At 58.4% G+C, this 18,882-nt stretch carries 13 protein-coding genes and 2 pseudogenes; 5 read left to right on the forward strand and 10 right to left on the reverse strand.

Translation table 11 applies throughout. The features are described from left to right. Positions 1 to 384 precede the first annotated feature (384 nt). The 3 genes from D8U71_RS11040 to D8U71_RS11050 form a co-directional block, all read right to left on the reverse strand. Positions 385 to 753: an endonuclease domain-containing protein gene (locus tag D8U71_RS11040; protein WP_125927182.1), complete on the reverse strand. Its 369-nt coding sequence runs from the start codon at positions 751 to 753 to the stop codon at positions 385 to 387. A 225-nt stretch (positions 754 to 978) separates the two neighbouring features. Further along, on the reverse strand, positions 979 to 3,507 hold the full coding sequence (locus D8U71_RS11045; protein ID WP_130887766.1) for a sulfite reductase flavoprotein subunit alpha: 2,529 nt from the start codon (positions 3,505 to 3,507) through the stop codon (positions 979 to 981). A gap of 235 nt (positions 3,508 to 3,742) precedes the next feature. After that, on the reverse strand, positions 3,743 to 6,064 hold the full coding sequence (locus D8U71_RS11050) for a TonB-dependent siderophore receptor (protein WP_125927183.1): 2,322 nt from the start codon (positions 6,062 to 6,064) through the stop codon (positions 3,743 to 3,745). A gap of 207 nt (positions 6,065 to 6,271) precedes the next feature. Here D8U71_RS11050 and D8U71_RS11055 point away from each other — a divergent pair, with 207 nt between their 5' ends. Both D8U71_RS11055 and D8U71_RS11060 read left to right on the forward strand, forming a co-directional pair. Beyond that, the gene (locus D8U71_RS11055; protein ID WP_130887763.1) at positions 6,272 to 6,952 is read left to right on the forward strand and encodes a Fe2+-dependent dioxygenase; all 681 of its coding nucleotides are present in this window, start codon (positions 6,272 to 6,274) and stop codon (positions 6,950 to 6,952) included. Further along, complete coding sequence (locus tag D8U71_RS11060; RefSeq protein WP_130887764.1) at positions 6,949 to 7,725, forward strand: tetratricopeptide repeat protein; 777 nt, start codon at positions 6,949 to 6,951, stop codon at positions 7,723 to 7,725. The genes D8U71_RS11055 and D8U71_RS11060 overlap by 4 nt, the downstream gene beginning before the upstream one ends. A gap of 17 nt (positions 7,726 to 7,742) precedes the next feature. On the opposite strand, the gene D8U71_RS11065 is transcribed toward D8U71_RS11060, so the two are convergent. From D8U71_RS11065 to D8U71_RS11095, 7 genes are all read right to left on the reverse strand, one after another. Continuing rightward, positions 7,743 to 8,744, reverse strand: coding sequence for an alpha-xenorhabdolysin family binary toxin subunit B (locus D8U71_RS11065; RefSeq protein ID WP_130887765.1), 1,002 nt, complete (start codon positions 8,742 to 8,744; stop codon positions 7,743 to 7,745). A 32-nt stretch (positions 8,745 to 8,776) separates the two neighbouring features. Continuing rightward, a complete protein-coding gene (locus D8U71_RS11070) occupies positions 8,777 to 9,832 on the reverse strand; it encodes an alpha-xenorhabdolysin family binary toxin subunit A (RefSeq protein WP_125927187.1) in 1,056 nt (351 codons plus the stop codon). A 161-nt stretch (positions 9,833 to 9,993) separates the two neighbouring features. Further along, positions 9,994 to 11,157: a type III PLP-dependent enzyme gene (locus tag D8U71_RS11075; protein WP_123443380.1), complete on the reverse strand. Its 1,164-nt coding sequence runs from the start codon at positions 11,155 to 11,157 to the stop codon at positions 9,994 to 9,996. A 653-nt stretch (positions 11,158 to 11,810) separates the two neighbouring features. Continuing rightward, on the reverse strand, positions 11,811 to 12,968 hold the full coding sequence (locus D8U71_RS11080) for an ABC transporter ATP-binding protein (RefSeq protein ID WP_016771732.1): 1,158 nt from the start codon (positions 12,966 to 12,968) through the stop codon (positions 11,811 to 11,813). After that, the gene (locus D8U71_RS11085) at positions 12,965 to 13,618 is read right to left on the reverse strand and encodes an ABC transporter permease (protein WP_016771731.1); all 654 of its coding nucleotides are present in this window, start codon (positions 13,616 to 13,618) and stop codon (positions 12,965 to 12,967) included. Before D8U71_RS11085 ends, D8U71_RS11080 begins: the two co-directional genes overlap by 4 nt. A 13-nt stretch (positions 13,619 to 13,631) precedes the next feature. Continuing rightward, the gene (locus D8U71_RS11090; protein ID WP_016771730.1) at positions 13,632 to 14,525 is read right to left on the reverse strand and encodes a glycine betaine ABC transporter substrate-binding protein; all 894 of its coding nucleotides are present in this window, start codon (positions 14,523 to 14,525) and stop codon (positions 13,632 to 13,634) included. Positions 14,526 to 14,545: 20 nt separating this feature from the next. Further along, positions 14,546 to 15,235, reverse strand: a complete 690-nt coding sequence (locus tag D8U71_RS11095; protein ID WP_166554532.1) for an ABC transporter permease — start codon at positions 15,233 to 15,235, stop codon at positions 14,546 to 14,548. A gap of 357 nt (positions 15,236 to 15,592) precedes the next feature. On the opposite strand from D8U71_RS11095, the gene D8U71_RS11100 reads away from it, so the two are divergent. The 3 genes and pseudogenes from D8U71_RS11100 to prfC all read left to right on the forward strand — a co-directional run. Further along, positions 15,593 to 17,176, forward strand: a complete 1,584-nt coding sequence (locus D8U71_RS11100) for a peptide chain release factor 3 (protein WP_016771727.1) — start codon at positions 15,593 to 15,595, stop codon at positions 17,174 to 17,176. Positions 17,177 to 17,420: 244 nt separating this feature from the next. After that, positions 17,421 to 18,395: pseudogene (locus D8U71_RS11105) on the forward strand (Fic family protein); the annotation flags it as partial. A gap of 12 nt (positions 18,396 to 18,407) precedes the next feature. Beyond that, a pseudogene (prfC, locus tag D8U71_RS11110) lies at positions 18,408 to 18,596 on the forward strand (peptide chain release factor 3); the annotation flags it as partial. Between the last annotated feature and the right edge of the window lie 286 nt (positions 18,597 to 18,882).

Raw genomic sequence — 18,882 nt, forward strand, 5'->3', positions numbered from 1 at the left:
CGACCTGGAAGACCGAGGTGATTGTGGCTTTGGATTCAGTGAAGAACGCTCAGGTCGGCGTCGATTTCAAGCATCCCCCAATCAGTCCCCTCTCCTTCTGGGAGGGAGAGGGCCGACCGAGGTGTCTTGCGTCATGCATCGACCTGGTAGACCGAGGTGATTGTGGCTTTGGATTCAGTGAAGAACGCTCAGGCTGGCGTCGATCTCAAGCATCCCCCAATCAGTCCCCTCTCCCTCTGGGAGGGAGAGGGGACTGAGGTGTCTTGCGCTATGCATCGACCTGGAAGACCGAGGTGATTGTGGCTTTGGATTCAGTGAAGAACGCTCAGGTCGGCGTCGATCTCGAGCATCCCCCAATCAGTCCCCTCTCCCTCTGGGAGAGGGCTAGGGTGAGGGTATTTTCCGCTCTGCCGCAATTCTGATGATCTGCTCCAATACATCATCCATCTGCTGAAGCACCTCAAGATTGCTGAATCGCACGACTTCAATGCCTTGTTGAGACAGGAAGTTCGACCGGCGCCGATCGTGAAGCACCCCGGCCGTCTCATAGTGCTGGCCACCATCCAGCTCAATCGCCAACCTCAACTCCACACAATAGAAATCCAGCACAAACGGCGGATACGGAAACTGTCGGCGAAATTTAAGGTTGGCGATTTGCCGGGAACGCAGGCGCTGCCAGAGCAGGTGTTCGCAATCTGTCTGGTTGGTGCGTAAGTGGCGGGCGAATTGGGCGAGGGTAGGGCGGCTTGGCATGGCTTCACGGTCCTTGTGAAGTTGAGTGGAGATTTAACAGTAGCCCATTTCCCTCATCGGAACGCGGCCCGCCCAGCTCTCTCCCAGGAGGAGAGGGAGCCGACCGCGGTGATTATGGCTATGGATTCAGTGAAGAACGCTCAGGTCGGCGTCGATCTCCAGCATCCCCCAATCGGTCCCCTCTCCCATTGGGAGAGGGCTAGGGTGAGGGGCTTTTCGCAGGCGTTAGTAAACGTCCCGGCGATAGCGGCCCTGTTCGATCAGGCGTTCGACTTCGGCGCTGCCGAGGATATCGTTGAGGGCCTGGTCTACGCCTGAGGCCATACCTTGAAGGCTGCCGCAGATATAGATCACAGCACCATCTGCCAACCATTTCTTCAATTCATCCGCAGACTCACGCAAGCGATCCTGCACATAAATCTTCTCAGCCTGATCGCGGGAAAACGCCAGATCCAGCCGCGCCAGATCACCATTGACCAGCCACTCTTCCAGCTCGGCGCGGCAGAGGAAGTCGTGCTCACGGTTGCGCTCGCCGAACAGTAGCCACTGTCGTTGCTGACCATCGGCAATGCGTGCCTTGAGCAGGCTGCGCAGGCCGGCCAGGCCGGTGCCGTTGCCCAGCAGGATCATCGGCACGGGTTCGTTCGGCAGATGGAAACCGCTGTTGCGCCGCACGCGCAGGCTGATGCTGCCGCCCACAGGCGCATGCTCGGTGAGCCAGCCGGAGCCGATGCCGAGGCTGCCGTCGTTGTGCTGTTCCTGACGCACGATCAACTCCAGCACGCCGTCAGCGGCAATCGAGGCGATCGAGTATTCGCGCATCGCCAGCGGCACCATCGCGTCGACCAGCGACTGCGCATGCAAACCGACCAGATGTGCGCGGTGTTCGGGCAATTGCCGTGAGGCGAGGGCCACTTCCAGTGGTTCGTCGATGCCGTTGACCTTCACCGGGGTTTCGCCACGAATGCCGAGGCCGTCGAGGAAATGTTCGATGGCCCACGGGCAGTTGCGTGGCAGCACTTCGACCAGGTCACCGGCCAGCCAACTGCGGGTGTCCGGGGCTTTGAGACCGAGCAGGTAGACCGGCGCACCGCTGCTGTCGGGGTTAATCAGTTCGCGACGGACCAGCGTCCAGTTGTCGTAGCTCGGTGCTTGCCAGGTTTCGCTCGGCGCCTGTCCGGTGAGCTGGCCGAGTTGGGTTTGCCAGTGACGCAGCGCATAAGGATCGCCGCTGTCGACCTCCACCGGGGCGAACAGGGTCTTGCCGCCGTGCTCGCCGAGCCATTGATGCAAGCGCTTGGCGAAGCCGCAGAAGTGCGCGTACTGCCGATCGCCGAGGCCGAGCACGGCGTAGTTGAGGCTGTCGAGTGTCGAGGCCTTGGCCAGCACTTTGCGCTCGAAACCACGGGCGCTGTCCGGTGCTTCGCCGTCGCCGAAGGTGCTGACCACGAACAAGGCGTTGTTCGACTCACGCAGATCCTGTTCGCTGAGATTGGCCAGCGGCTGCACGTTGACCGGCAATCCGGCGGCCTGCAATTGTCCTGCGGTCTGCCACGCCAGTTGTTCGGCGAATCCGCTCTGGCTGGCGAAACCGATCAGCCATGCCGAAGCATCGGCGGACGGTTGTGCGAGACCTTGGCGGGCATCCTTGATCTGCTTTTTCTTGCGCCGACGATCCAGATACAGCAGCCAGCCAGTGATGAAAAACAGCGGCATGCACACCGCCGCAATCGTCACGATGATGCGCCCGACGAGGCCGAAGTAGCTGCCCACGTGCAGCGCATAAATGCTGGTCAGCAGTTGGGCCTTGAAGCTTTTGTCGGCATAGCGGTCGACGCGTTTGACCACTCCGGTGGCCGGATCGAGGGTGATCTGGTTCAGCGCGCGGTCATGGGGCGAGCTGTCGAGCAGGTAGAACACCGTCGCCGGCTGGCCGGCCACCGCCGGCATGCGAATGTTGTACGCGGCCAGACCCGGGCCGGCAGCGCTGTAGATGCTGCTCCACATCGCTGCGTAGTCGGCGGTCGGTGCCGGACCTTCTGGCGCCGGGCCGCGACCGCCACGCACGCGTTCGTTTTGCGGTGCATCGGAAAGCAGTCGGGTCAGGCCTTTGTTGTACCACTCGTACGACCATGACAAACCGGTCAACGCCAGCAGCAGATACACCAGCAAACACCAAGTGCCGGCCACCGAATGCAGATCCCAATTGAACGCGCGGCCCTTCTTTTTCCAGTCCAGGGTCAACCACACGCGCCAGCTGTTCCACTGACGCGGCCATCGCAAATACAGGCCAGAGAGACAGAAGAACAACAGCATTAAGGTGCAGGCGCCGGTGATGTTGCGCCCGGTGTCGCCCATAGCGAGGAAGCGGTGCAGTTGCAGCATCAGGCCGAAGAAGTCCTGGCCGGTGGCATCGCCCTTGAATTCGGCAGTGTACGGATCGAAGTAGCGCATCTCGCCACGCCGTTCGCCTTTGGGTGGGGTGAAGTAAACGCGTGCGGCGTGACCGCTGTCGGTCTCGACCCAGAGTATCGCGACTTTCTTGCCGGACGCGGCTTCGATGCGCTCCACCAGTTCCACCGGCGGCAGCACGCCGGCGACCTGTTTTTCCACCTGCAGAACGGACGGATTCAGCGCGCGCAGGATCTCGTCCTGAAACGAATAGGCCGCGCCGGTGATGCCCATCAGAGCCAGCACCAGCCCTGCGGTGATGCCAAAAAACCAGTGCAACTGGAACAGGGTTTTCTTCAACACGTCACTCGCCGTCCGTTCGGAAATTGTCATCACGGCGCGCATTATGCCGTGGGTTATCAAGAAGCGTTTTGCGTAACACACAAAAGCCCCGTTCAACTGAATGAACGGGGCCGAGCCTCGCGGCACATTCCCTGTGGGAGCGAGCCTGCTCGCGAAAGCGGTGTGTCAGTCAGCATCGATGTTGCTGAAAGATTGCCTTCGCGAGCAGGCTCGCTCCCACAGGTTTTCACATCGGTCAGAAGTGGAAATTGGTGCTCAACAGCGCCGTGCGGCCCGCCGCCTGGTTGGCGAAGTGGGTCGAGAAGGCTTTGTCGTAATAGGTTTCGTCGGTCAGGTTCTGCACGTTGAGTTGCAGGTCGACGTTCTTGGTCAGCTTGTAGGCCGCCATCGCGTCGTAACGCACGTACGAATCGACCATCGTTGTATTGGCGACACTGCCGTAGACGTCGTCGACGTAGAACGCGCCACCACCGATCGTCAGCTTCGGCGTGACCTGATACGTGGTCCACAGGCTGGCGCTGTTTTTCGGTGTGTTCGGCAGATCGTTGCCGTCGTTGGCGCGACCCAGCGGGCCACCGTCAACCTGTTCGCTGTCCATGAAGGCGTAACCGGCGAACACCTGCCACTTGTCGGTGATCTTGCCGCTGGCCGACAGTTCGAAGCCTTGCACGCGGGTCTTGCCGGCGTTCTCGTACGAACTGGTGTCGACCTGCACGCGAGCGTTTTCCTTCTCGGTGCGGAAGATGTCGGCGGTCAGCGACAGGCGATCATTGAGCAGATCCCACTTGGTGCCGATTTCGTAGTTCTTGGTGGTTTCCGGCTCCATGTCGCTGCTCAGCAGGTTGCCGCTGCGATCCGGGGTGCCGCCCAGCGGGTTGCCTTCCTGGCCTTCGCCCAAAGTGTTGCCCGGCGGCGTCGCCGAGGTCGCGTAGGAGGCGTAGATGCTGCCGTTTTCCGCCGGCTTGTAGACCACGCCGAACTGGCCGGTGACGAATTCGCTGGTGTCATCACCCTTGGAGGTGGTGGTCCCTGCGGCGTTGTAGGTTTTGTAGTCGGTGTCGAAGTGGTCGTAGCGCAGGCCCATGTTCACCAGCCATTGCTCGGACAACTCCAGCGTGTCGAACACGTACAGTGCGTAGGTGTCGGCCTGGGTGTCGGTGCCGGCGTAGTTGCGCGAGATCGCACCGTTCCACGGATCGTTCGGGTTCGGGTTCGACAGCGAGGTGCAGTTGTAATTGCTCGAGGCACCAATCATCGCCGGTGTGCAGTTGCTGCTGGAAGGCACATTGGTCGTACGCGGCGTGGTGTCGGTGTTGACGTTGTACGAGGATTTCTCGCTCTGCTCGCGGGTGTATTCGACACCGGTGGAGAAGCTGTTCTTGAAACCGCCCACATAGAAGGTGCCGAACAGGTCGGTCTGGTTGGTGGTGGTTTCGGTGTTGCTCACCCGCGTGTTGGCCCGACGCCAGACGCTGCCGTTGTTGACGTTGCCCTTGCTGTCGTCCGGCTGGGTGAGGATGTAATCCTGCATGCTGCTGCCGTGGCGCAGGGTGTTCTTGATGGTCAGCGCATCGTTCAGGTCGTGCTCGATGGCGAAGGTCGCGGTGTCGGTGCGGCCCTTGCGGAAATCGCGATCCAGACCGTAGAAGTTGTCGTGATCGCCACCGGCGTACGGCTTGTCCGGGTTGGACTTGGTGCGTGCGGCCGAACCACCGGTTGGAATGGTGTACGGAATGCCCGAGTCCGGGGTGTCGTTGCTTTCCAGATGGTAGTAGTCGAGGTTGACGCGGGTGTCAGTGCCCAGACCGAAGGCCAGCGATGGTGCGATACCCCAGCGGTCGTAATCGACCTTGTCGCGACCGGCGACGTTGCTCTCGTGGCTCATCAGGTTGAGACGGCCGGCAGCGCTGTCGCTGAACTGGTAATTGCCGTCGAGGGTGTAGCGCTGGGTCTGGTCGGAGCCGTAGGTGAAGCCGCCGTCGAAGGAGTTGCCCAGATGGGCTTTCTTGCTCACCAGATTAATGCTGCCGCCGGCTGCGCCGCGACCGCCAATCGCCGAGTTCGGGCCTTTGCTGACTTCGATGTTTTCCACAGCGAAGATCTCGCGGCTCTGCGAACCGGTGTCGCGCACGCCGTCCAGGTAAGTGTCACCCTGAGCATCGAAGCCGCGAATGAATGGACGGTCGCCCTGCGGGTTGCCGCCTTCACCGGCGCCGAAGGTGATGCCCGGCACGGTGCGCAGCGCGTCCTGCATGTTCAGCGCGCCGGTGTCCTTGAGCACTTGTTGCGGGATGACGGTGACCGAGCGCGGGGTGTCGACCAGCGGCGCGGTGTACTTGGGCGAGGAGGCTTTTTCGACCTGATAGGAGGTCGAGTCCTGGGCTTCGCCGGTGATGGCGGTGGCGTCCAGGGCAATGGCGTTGCCGGAAGTTTTGCTGTCGGTTTTTTCCGCCGCGAAAACCATCTGCCCAGCGGAGCCGGCGGTGATTGCGACACCGATTGCCGAGGCGAGCAGACGTGGTGAACTGACCGGTAATTGTGCGTGTTGACGTGCCATTTTTATTCCCCTCCCCAAGGATTTGAGGCGGCGGAATATAGGGTAAACAGGTATTCGTATCAATTGCGAAACATTGTTATTCGCATTGAATTTACATTCTTTACAATTTGCCCTTACGGTTTCTGCTTGTTCATCCGTCTTGGGGGTTTTACACAGTCAATAAGAATCAATACCATTGCCGCCTTCTTGCCATCAGGTGACATCGCCATGCTGCTGCACATTCCCGGGCTGTTCGCAAAAGACGAAGTGCAGCGCATCCGCCAGGCCCTGGAGCAAGCGGATTGGGCCGACGGCAAGATCACCGCCGGCTTCCAGTCGGCCAAGGCCAAGCACAATCTGCAACTGCCCGAAGGCCACCCGCTGGCGAAGGAAATCGGCGCGGCGATGCTGGAGCGGTTGTGGAAAAATCCGCTGTTCATGTCTGCCGCACTGCCGCACAAAGTCTTCCCGCCGCTAGTGAACTGCTACACGGCCGGCGGCAGTTTCGATTTCCACATCGACAACGCGGTACGCCAGCCCAAGGGCAGCATCGAGCGGGTGCGCACCGATTTGTCGGCGACGCTGTTTTTCAGCGAACCGGAAGATTACGACGGCGGCGAACTGGAGATTCAGGACACCTACGGCACCCAGCGCGTGAAGCTGCCAGCCGGCGACATGGTGTTGTATCCGGGCACCAGTTTGCACAAGGTCAATGCGGTTACACGTGGTGCGCGTTATGCCTCGTTCTTCTGGACGCAAAGTCTGGTGCGCGAAGACAGTCAGCGCGCGTTGTTGTTCGAGATGGACGACGCGATTCAGCAACTCACGCAGGACATGCCAGATCACCCATCGCTGATCCGCCTCACCGGCACATATCACAACTTGCTGCGGCGCTGGGTCGAGGTATGAGTTTTCAACTGCGTCGCGAGGAAATCCTCAGCGGCGAACAACTCAGTGCCATGCTCGGCGAAAGTCCGGCCCGTGCTGCGCAGGCGATTTTGCTGGCAGCGGGTGAGGGCGAAGTTGAAGCGCAGGCGTTGCTTGGGCAAATCCTGCTCGACGGCCAGGGCATCGCCCAGGATCAAGCGCTGGCGCTGCGCTGGTTCGGCATCGCTGCCGGGCGCGGGCATCTGATGGCGCGCAATATGCTCGGCCGTTGTCATGAGCAGGGTTGGGGCATTGCTGCGGATGCGTCGATTGCTGCGCAGCATTATCGGATCGCAGCGGAGGCCGGACTGGATTGGGCGATGTACAACCTCGCCAATCTGCTGGCGACCGGGCGCGGGGTGGCGGTTGATCATCTGCAGGCGCTGGCGTTGTATCGGCGCGCGGCTGAACTGGGTCATGCGAAATCGATGAATCTGCTGGGGCGCTATCTGGAGGAAGGGCTGCTGTGCCCGGCGGATCCTTTGGCGGCGCGTGAGTGGTATCGGCGTTCGGCTGAGGCTGGGGATTTTCGCGGGCAGTTCAGTTTTGCGGCGGTGTTGGCGGGTGAGGGGCGGATCGAAGAGGCCCTCAATTGGCTGGGTGAAGCAATGAGCAAAGGCAATCTGGCTTTTCTTCGTGTCAGCAGTGAGTCACTGCTGGCCTCCCCGCATCCGGACATCCGCAGCATGGCTCAGGCCTACCGTCAGCGAATGACATTATTGGGTGCCCGGACCGTTGCCCCTCATCTGAGATGAAGGGCAACGGATGGCGATTAACCGCGTAGCCAGCGTCCCTGAAGCTTGTTCATATAGCTGCGCAGTGCCTGGCTGTTTTTGAGCACGAGTTCACCGCGTGCCAGGATGTCATCGCGTGGCCCATCCATGATCGTATCGGCAAAGGCATTCAGCGCGTCGACCAGTTTGTTGGTTTCACTGACATAAGTCTGTCGGTGGGGAATGACTTTTTGCGCGTCATTCAATTGCCGGGTTCTGTTGTCGTTTTCACGCAACTGGCTTGTCAGAGACGACACGCGTTCCTCACGTTGCGAGATGCGGTTCTGAATGACGTCCCGGGCTTTGGTCAGGCTCTGGTATTTGATCAGCTCGTTGGCCTCGTCCAGAAATTTGTTGGCAACAATGATCCCTGCTTCCATCGCGGCGCTTTGCGGCGTCGGTGTGTTATTGCCAAGCAAGGTCTTCAATTGATCCAGCAGTGGTTTCAGGCGGTCGATAATGGTCAGCTTCTCGAACTCATTGATCGCGTTGTTCAACACGAGCAAATCAGCATTCAGTTCAACAATGGGCGCTTGCTCGGTGATGAGTTGCTGCTCCAGTTCGACTTTGGCGTCGGCAAGTTCCGCGAGTCGGAAACGATTGTTGCTGATGTTTGCGCTCTGGACGTTGTAGACACCGTCTTCGAGTTTTGCGTGCAATTGCGAAATCTGGTCAGTGCACAAGTCCATCAGTTGGCTGGAGATTGTCGAGTAGACCTTGATGGCTTCATCGGTCTGGGTGTCTGCTTGACGCGCCATCAACGCTGTCAGGGCTTGCAGGTTCTCGCGCAGATCATCGGTTTCCAGTGCGACGATAGCGCTGGTTATGGCGTTGGCGGCCAGTTGATCGGCTTGGCCAACGGCTGCGTTGAGGCCAAGCAGCTCGTCGCCCAAGGCTTTGATGTACAAATTGGCGGAGCCCACAATCGCTTGATATCGGATGGCTTCACGACTGTCGTGAATTGTGGCTAGATCGGGGAGTTGGTAACTCGCTAGTGTCATAAGAATATCCTTTTCGTTGTTTTTTATAAATGTCAGTCGAATGCGGCGATCAGTGCATTCGAATTGGTTTGGATGGTCTTCCAGTTTTTCAAGACAACACGCAAACTTGAAACGAAGGCTCTGAGCGTGAGGAAGTCATGCATGCCCATTACTTTGTTTTTTGAAGCGTCGATGTATTCGGAGATTGACACCCAGATTGTTTCAAGTTGCGAGGTGCTTTGGATGGCGCCGTCAACATAAATTAAAAGACTGTCAAGGTCTGTGTGCAACTGCAGAAGAGTGCCGGCGAGAATGTTTTTTTGTTTAACCTGCTCCACCAGTTGGTCGCGTTGCTCGCGCAACGGCGCAATGTTTTTAATCTCGAATAATTCCAGCGTTTGATAAACACCCTGCGGATATGGACTCATAAAAGCCAGGAAGTGCTCGAAGAAATTGGGTTCGGCCTCTCGAATCTTCTCATCGAGGCGCGCTTGAGCTTTATCAATGGCCAGGTTCAAATCGGTGATCTGACGATTGATCTCGTTATTGTTAGCCAGTTTCATCTTGCTGCCGATGCCGGGAGCGACGGTATTGTTGAGTTCGGCCTTGAAGTACTGCAGGCGCATCATCACGTCCTGGCTGTTGATCTTTTTCTCATCAATAGAATCGGCGATAAATACCAGCGACTCCTGAATCGAGGCAAATCGGTTTTTCTCAGCCGTGCCTATTTCCAATGGTGGCAGGCTGTTTATTTCATCCTCGGTGAGCGTGCTGATGGTACCAAGGTAATTCAAGTAACCGGGCATCGTTGTGATGGCATCGATTATTTCCTGGCCAAAGTTTTCCAGATCTTCCGAGAAGGTTGCCAGGCTGCCACCGACGCGCTTCATGGAGTATTCGATATCACTCCAAGAGTTGGCGTTGTTGATGACCTTATGGTTCAGTTCGACAATATCAATTGGCTCAAGCCCGACAATGCCGGTCTTTTTTGCCTGTAACTGCGTTTCTACATCCGCGATCGTGCGGGGTAGCGATTGCGCGGTCAAGATGTAGTCCTTGATTTTCTTTATATCATTTTTTGTGACTGATTTAGTTGAGCTCGCTTGCACTTTTTAATCCTTTTTAAGTGGCGTCGAGTTCGTAGGTTAGAGTTGTTTTATGTGCGAGGTATATGTTTTCTATGTAACTTGTTGTTGGTGTATGGTTGTGGTGCCAATATCTAAATAAAAAACCCGTGCCTGGGCACGGGTTTTTTTGGAGTTGCTAATTATTATACGTAATATGACTTCAAGGGCGGAAAGCCATTGAATTCAACGGCGCTATAACTGGTGGTGTAAGCACCCGTCGACAACCAATACAGACGATCACCGATTGCCAAATTCAGCGGCAAACCGTATTTGTAGTTCTCGTACATGATATCGGCGCTGTCGCAAGTCGGGCCGGCGATGACGACTTCTTCCATCTCGCCTTTCTTCTCAGTCCAGATCGGGAACTTGATCGCTTCGTCCATGGTTTCGATCAGGCCGGAGAACTTGCCCACATCGGTGTACACCCAGCGCTCGACGGCAGTGCGCGATTTGCGCGCAACCAGTACCACTTCGCTGACCAGGATACCGGCGTTGGCAATCAGCGAACGGCCCGGCTCGAGGATGATTTCCGGCAGGTCATCACCGAAATCTTCCTTGAGGAAGCGGATGATTTCTTCGGCGTAGGTTTCCAGGCTGTTGGTGCGGGTGATGTAGTTGGCCGGGAAGCCGCCGCCCATGTTGATCAGCTTGAGGTGGATGCCGTCTTCTTCTTTCAAGCGTTCGAAGATCACTTTGACCTTGGCGATCGCCGCGTCCCAGACGCTGATGTCGCGTTGTTGCGAGCCGACGTGGAACGAGATGCCGTACGGCACCAGACCCAGGTCGCGGGCGAGGATCAGCAGGTCCATGGCCATGTCGGTCTGGCAGCCGAACTTGCGCGACAGTGGCCAGTCAGCCGTGGTCGAACCTTCAGTGAGGATGCGCACATAGACTTTCGAACCCGGTGCAGCCTTGGCGATGTTGCGCAGGTCGGCTTCGGAGTCGGTGGAGAACAGACGCACGCCCTTCTCATAGAAGTAGCGGATGTCCTTGGATTTCTTGATGGTGTTGCCGTAGCTGATACGGTCCGGGCTGACGCCGCGATCCATGACCTTGTCCAGCTCGTAGATGGAGGCAATGTCGAAGCTCGAACCCTTGTCTTTGAGCAGGTCGATGATCTCGACGGCCGGGTTGGCCTTGACCGCGTAGTAGACCTTGGCGAATTCGAAACCGGCGCGCAGGTCATCGTAGGCCTGGGCGATCATCGCGGTGTCGATCACCACGAACGGGGTTTCCTGTTTGTCGGCGAACGCCTTCATTTTGTCGAATGTAGCGCGCGCGAAATAGTCTTCGACCTGGATCGACATGCTGGGAACTCCTGCTGGCAAACTAAGTTAATCAATGGGTGCATGAACGCCCTCCGTATCCCCACTTTGGTTCGCCTACTTCCCAAGGCATGTCGCCGAAAGCAAAAAGGCCTGGGGATGTGCAGCTGTCCCTTGGCCTCGCTGTCTCGTCGTCAGTACTTGAGCCGGATGGATCGTTTCCAGCATGGACGTTCGGCGCGAACTTTAGGGCGTGAGGGGCGCGAGATCAACTAAAAATGTCGCGTTTTTGCACGCTTCTGACGTGCGTCGCGTTCATCACTCCTTCTACCCGACCGAGATGACGGGCAGATGTTCCCGGCGAATTTTCGAGTGTTAAACATATCTGCACGTTCGGGGCTTTTGTCAGCTAGATCGCGGGTAAGTGTGATAGCGGCAACATCGGCGACGTTGGCGTCGAGAGAGGGTGTTGAGGGGGGATTTGGGCCTTGAAGAAGCTGAATTGATGACGCTCTTGCGGGAGAGGCTGTTGAGATTCTTTGTCACCCAGTGAAGATCAACAAAATTGCGTAGAGCCTGTGGGAGCGAGCCTGCTCGCGAAGGCATTTTCACAGCCGCCATCAGCGTCGACTGATATTGCGCTTTCGCGAGCAGGCTCGCTCCCACAGGGATCGGGTTTCAACCACGCAGACGGATTATGCGACCACCGTCTCAGCCGGCGAGACGATACTGGTCTTCATTCCGCGCGAACGTCCCGAGCTCAGGTACGCCGCGATCGATTCCTGCGTCACCTCGCCAAGGAACACTCGTTCGGCATCCATCACCGGCAGCCAGGCGCGGTTGAACTCGTACATGCGCGACAGCAGGATGCGCAGGTGCTCGTCGTACGCTGCGGTGGCGTTGAACTCACGCAGGAATTGCGCGCAGGTGCCGGTCTGGCGATGCAGGTCGCGACGGCGCACGTAACCCAGTGCCTTGTTCTCGGCGCAGGTGACCACCACATAGCGACGGTCATGTTCGTCCATCAATTCCAGCGCATCGGCCACCGGGGTTTCCGGGCTGACCGACGGCGCGTTGTCCGCCGCGTCTTCGGCTTTCACCAACAGCAAGCGTTTGAGTGTGCTGTCCTGGCCGACGAAGTTGCTGACGAAATCATCCGCCGGATGCGCCAGCAGGGTGTCCGGGTGGTCGATCTGCAGCAGCTTGCCGGCGCGGAAAATGGCGATCTTGTCGCCCAGCTTGATCGCTTCGTCGATGTCGTGGCTGACCATGATCACGGTCTTGTTCAGCGCGCGCTGCATCTCGAAGAATTCGTTCTGGATCATCTCTCGGTTGATCGGGTCGACCGCGCCGAACGGCTCGTCCATCAACAGCAGTGGGGCGTCAGCTGCAAGCGCACGAATCACACCGATACGCTGTTGCTGACCACCGGACAATTCACGCGGGTAGCGATGCAGATACTGCTTGGGCTCAAGCTTGATCATGCTCATCAGTTCGCGGGCGCGGTCGTGGCATTTCTGTTTGTCCCAGCCGAGCAGTTTCGGCACCACGACGATGTTCTCTTCGATGGTCATGTTCGGGAACAGGCCGATCTGCTGAATCACGTAGCCGATGTTGCGGCGCAGGGTCACCTCGTCGAGATCGGTGGTGTCTTCGCCGTTGATGAGGATCTTGCCCGAGGTCGGTTTGATCAGGCGGTTGATCATTTTCAGCGTGGTGCTTTTGCCGCAACCCGATGGCCCGAGGAACACGCAGATCTCGCCTTCATTGACGGTCAGGCTCACCGAGTCCACGGCTTTGACATCTTTGCCGTTGCTTTGGAAAGTTTTGCTGAGGTTTTGAAGTTCGATCATTTCAGGAGTCCTTTTGGAGTCAGCGAGCGTTGCAGCCACTGCAAAACGAGGTCGGCGAAAATCGCCAGAAGACTGACCAGCAGCGCGCCGACGATAAGCATCGACATGTCACTGCGGCTGATGGAGGCGAGGATCAGCACACCGAGGCCGCCGGCGCCGATGGTCGCGGCGATGGTCATCACGCCGATGTTCATCACCACGGCGGTGCGCACGCCAGCAAGAATCACCGGCACCGCGATCGGCAGTTCAACCATGCGCAGGCGCTGGCCGAAGGTCATGCCGATGCCGCGCGCGGCTTCGCGGATGCCCGGCTCGACGCCGGTGAGGGCGAGGTAGGTGTTGCGCATGATCGGCAGCAACGAATAGAGGAACACGGCGGTGATTGCCGGCAGCGGCCCGAGGCCCTGGCCGAACTTGGAGTAGAACGGCAGCAGCAGACCGAACAGGGCAATCGACGGCACGGTCAACAGCACCGTGGCGCTGGCCTGCAGCGGGCCGGCGAGGGCGGGGAAGCGCGTCATCAGGATGCCCAGCGGCACGCCGATGACGATCGCCAGGGTCACGGCGATGCCGACCAGAGTGATGTGCTGCCAGGTCAGGTGCATCACCTGCTGCCAGTCGAGATGGGAAAAGGCGTTCAGAAATTCCATGACTTCTCCTCTCTTAATTCAGTGGGTGCTGGCGCAGGAAATCGGCGGCAACGGACGATGGGCTTTCATGATCGACGTCGACCCGCGCGTTGAGCTGGCGCATGGTTTCGTCGTCGAACAGTTCGGCCAGCGGCTTGAGTTGTTCGGCCAGTTTCGGGTTGGCGTCCAGCGTGGCCTGACGCACCACGGGAGCGGCGGTGTAGTCGGGGAAGTAATGCTTGTCGTCTTCCAGCAATTTCAGGCCGAAGGCATTGAGGCGGCCATCGGTGGTGTAGACCAGACCGGCAAACACCTGACCGTTACGCAGTGCGGTGTAGACCAGGCCGGCGTCCATCTGGCGGATGTTCTTGCGGGTCAGGTTCATGTCGTAGAGTTTGACCATGCCGTCGAGACCGTCGGAGCGGTTGGCGAACTCTGTATCCAGCGCCACCAGGTGGTTGGTCTTGGCCTCGGCGCGCAGCACTTCGTTGAGCTGGCTGATATTGCCGATCTGCGGGTATTGCTCGGCGACTTTTTTCGGCAAAGCGAGGGCATAGGTGTTGCTGAATTTCGACGGCGTCAGCCAGACCAGGCCTTTTTTCGCGTCGAGTTCTTTGACCCGGGCGTAGGACTGCGCGCTGTCGAGTTTCTCGGTGACATGGTTGTAGGCCACCAGCGACACGCCGGTATATTCCCAGAGCAGGTCCAATTGGCCACTTTCGTGGGCGCTGCGGGCGAGGTTGCTGCCCAGACCGCCGGTGATCTGCGCGTCGTAGCCTTTGCTGCGCAGGTATTGCGCGGTGATTTCGGCGAGCAGGGTCTGCTCTGTGAAGACCCGGGCGCCGAGGCGGATGACCGGTTTTTCAGCGGCTTGCGCGATTCCTGCGAACAGCAGGACGCAGCCTAAGATCAAGCTAAGTCGTTTCATAAATATTCCTTCGCAAAGCCTTAAGACGGGCGCAGACCGCGTTCCAGCCATAGGCGGCTGGCGAGGGTGACCACGCCATCGAGCAACAGCGCCAACAGCGCGGTGCACGCGGCGCCGAGCAACAGTTGCGGCTGATTGTTCAGGGCGATGCCGGGGAAGATCAGGCTGCCGAGGCTGTTGGCGCCGATCAGGAACGCCAGCGGCGCGGTGCCGACGTTGATTGCCAGCGCGACACGCACACCACCGACGATGATCGGCACGGCGTTGGGCAATTCGACTTTCCACAACACTTGGCGCGGGGTCATGCCGATGCCGACGGCGGCTTCCTTCAGCGAGCCCTGCACATTTTTCAGGCCTTCATAGGTGTTGCGCACGATCGGCAACAGCGAGGCGAGGAACAGGGCGAAGATCGCCGGCCCGCTGCCGATGCCGAGGATGCCCAGCGCAATCGCGAGCACGGCCAGCGGTGGCACAGTATTGCCGATATTGAAGATCTGCATGAAGCGTTCGGCGCGGCCGACCATGCTCGGGCGGCTGAGGAAGATACCGGCGGGAATGCCCACGACAAGGGCGGCCAGCATTGAAGCGAGGACGAGAATCAGATGAGCTTGCAGGTAAAACAACAAATCGTCGCGGTAGTGTTCGATCGTGTTGATGCCGATCCAGTGGACCAGCAGGGCCAGGAGCGCGATCACCACCGCACCTCCCATCAGCCCTTTGCCATAGCGGATAGCCACAGGCGGACTCCTTTTTTTGTAGTCGGCGAGCGCTGCTCCGCGTGGCAAGCCATTCCTGGCTGCCGGAGTCAGCGTTCGCGAAAAGTAGCCGTTTTCCAGCACCGGCCAAGCGGTGCGAAAGCGAGCCATGAGCGCAGCCTCGTCAGGCTAACTTGCTGATTTTTCAGCCCCTGACGAAAGTTCGTAACAGGGGATGGACGTCTCCGTGCTTGAAAAGGTTCCCATCTGAGGCAGCATTTGGCCACCCTTAATGTGCTCAACGGTTCGGTTATTGTGCTGAGTTGGGCTATAATCGCGGCCCTTTTTTGAATCACCGCCAGGCGATTTCCCATGACCCAACAGGCCGCCGAAGTCGCGAAACGCCGCACTTTCGCCATTATTTCCCACCCCGATGCCGGTAAAACCACGATCACCGAAAAGCTCCTGTTGATGGGCAAGGCGATTGCAGTGGCCGGTACGGTGAAATCCCGTAAATCCGATCGCCATGCGACATCCGACTGGATGGAGATGGAGAAACAGCGGGGTATTTCCATTACCACGTCGGTCATGCAGTTCCCCTATCGCGAACACATGATCAACCTGCTCGACACCCCGGGCCACGAAGACTTCTCCGAAGATACCTACCGCACCCTGACGGCGGTGGACTCGGCACTGATGGTCCTCGACGGCGGTAAAGGTGTAGAGCCACGGACCATTGCGCTGATGGACGTCTGCCGTCTGCGTGACACGCCGATCGTCAGCTTCATCAACAAACTCGACCGTGACATTCGCGACCCGATCGAACTGCTCGACGAGATCGAAGCAGTCCTGAAGATCAAGGCTGCGCCGATCACCTGGCCGATCGGTTGCTACCGCGATTTCAAGGGCGTGTATCACCTGGCCGACGACTACATCATTGTTTACACCGCCGGTCACGGTCACGAGCGCACCGAAACCAAGATCATCGAGAAACTCGACTCCGACGAGGCGCGCGCGCACTTGGGCGATGAGTACGAGCGCTTCATCGAACAGCTGGAACTGGTGCAGGGCGCCTGCCACGAATTCAACCAGCAGGAATTCCTCGACGGCCAGTTGACCCCGGTGTTCTTCGGTACCGCGCTGGGCAACTTCGGTGTCGACCACGTGCTCGATGCTGTCGTCGATTGGGCACCGCGTCCGCTGGCCCGTGTGGCCAACGAGCGTACTGTCGAGCCGGTGGAAGAGAAGTTCTCGGGCTTCATCTTCAAGATCCAGGCGAACATGGACCCGAAACACCGCGACCGCATCGCCTTCATGCGTATCTGCTCCGGCAAGTACGAAAAAGGCATGAAGATGCGCCACGTGCGTACCGGCAAGGACGTGCGCATCGGCGACGCCCTGACGTTCTTCTCCTCCGAGCGTGAGCAACTGGAAGAGGCGTACGCTGGAGACATCATCGGTCTGCACAACCACGGCACGATCCAGATTGGCGACACCTTCAGCGAAGGCGAAGTCCTCGGTTTCACCGGCATTCCGCACTTCGCCCCGGAACTGTTCCGTCGCGTGCGTCTGCGTGATCCGCTGAAGTCCAAGCAGTTGCGTCAGGGCTTGCAGCAGTTGGCGGAAGAGGGCGCGACGCAGGTGTTCTTCCCCGAGCGCAGCAACGACATCATTCTCGGCGCCGTCGGTGTGCTGCAGTTCGATGTGGTCGCCAGCCGTTTGAAAGAGGAATACAAGGTCGAGTGCTCGTATGAGCCGATCACCGTGTATTCGGCGCGCTGGATCGAGTGTGACGACAAGAAGAAGCTTGAGGAATTTTCCAACAAGGCGGTGGAGAACCTCGCGCTGGATGGCGGTGGTCACCTGACTTACCTGGCGCCGACGCGGGTGAATCTGGCGTTGATGGAAGAGCGTTGGCCGGATGTGAAATTCCGCGCGACGCGGGAGCATCATTAAGGTTTGAGGTGTTTTTCTGAAAGCCCCTGAGGTGTAGGCCTTGGGGGCTTTTTTATGGGCTGCCGGTTTTGCTCTTGGCTTTTGGGCCGAGCATGGTCTTTCTTCATAACGTGCGCTGAGTTAGAGAACAATACGTCGCTTGAAATCCATTTTGAAGACACGACATGCGCACATGTCGTCGTCAGCGACATGAGATCATGACGTGTCGTCAAAAACTCAAAAAAGCGACACGTAGGGCGCACATGTCATTCCGAACCAAACGGTGTTGATCAACACCATCCCATTGCTGGAAGCGAAGGACAGCTCCGAAATCGAAAGCATAGTCACCACCACGGATTTGCTCTTTCAGCACGCCCATGATGGCGAAAATCACGCCGACCCCGCTACCAAAGAAGCTCTGCGCTATCGCAAGGCTCTCCATCATGGCTACCAGTCTTTGGCCGAACGCCCACTTTCCACTGGTACGGCAGTCGAGATTTGTCGCACTCTCAAAGGTGTGGATATGGACATACGCCGTGTTCCCGGTACTCAGTTAGCCAACGACCGTACAGGCGAGATCATCTACACACCTCCCGAAGGTGAGGATCACCTGCGTGGTCTACTCGCTAATTGGGAGCGCTTCCTGCACAACGAGACGGATCTGGATCCACTGGTGCGTATGGCCGTCGGGCATTACCAGTTCGAGGCGATTCACCCGTTTACCGATGGCAACGGCCGTACCGGACGAGTGCTCAATACTCTGTACCTCATTCAAGAAGGTTTGCTGAACCTGCCGATCCTTTACCTCAGCCGTTACATCATCGCGCACCGCGCCGAGTACTATCGATTGCTGCTCGATGTCACTCGCGAGCAAGCATGGGAACCCTGGCTGCTTTACATGCTCAGCGCTGTGGAGGAAACCGCCCGCTGGACCAGCGCCAAAATCGCCGCCATCCGCAGCCTGTCCGAGCACACCACCCAGTTTGTTCGAGAGCAACTACCAAAAACATATTCCCGCGAGCTGGTGGACGTCATTTTCGAGCAACCCTACTGCCGCATCAGCAACGTCGTTGATAAACAGATTGCCCAGCGTCAAGCCGCCTCCCGCTACCTCAAAGAGCTGGTCGCCATTGGGGTTCTGCAAGAAGTGCAGGTCGGTAAGGAAAAGCTGTTCATCCATCCCAGGCTGATGCAATTACTGATTCGCGACAGCAACGACTTCAGGGCCTATGCCTTATAACATCGTTGCGTCTCCAGGCAGTTGCGTCAGGGTCTGCAGCAGTTGGCGGAAGAGGGCGCGACGCAGGGGTTCTTCCCTGAGCGCAGCAACGACATCATGCTCAGCGCCGCGTCTGTGCTGCAGTTCGATATGGTCGCCAGCCGTTTGAAAGAGGAGTACAAGGTCGAGTGCTCATATGAGCCGATCACTGAGTATTCGGCGGGTGTGAGCCTCATTGATATTTGAGGTGTTTTTCTGAAAGTCCCTGAGGTGTAGGCCTTGGGGGCTTTTTTATGGGCTGCCGGTTTTGCTCTTGGCGGCCGTTGGGCCGACCAGGCTGTTGGGGTTTTGGGTGAATATCCGTTGCTGCGGGTGCTGCGGCTGGCGGTTTCGCCCTTACGGCGAGTCACCTTTTCCAAACGCCGAAAAGGTAACCGAAAAGGCTTGCTCCTGCGTTCGGCCCTCGCAGGCTCGGGTTCCTTCGCTCCGGGATCGATCCGGGCGCAGC

The organism is Pseudomonas sp. Sample_21 (genome assembly GCF_004307525.1).
Taxonomy (GTDB): Bacteria; Pseudomonadota; Gammaproteobacteria; order Pseudomonadales; family Pseudomonadaceae; genus Aquipseudomonas; species Aquipseudomonas atacamensis.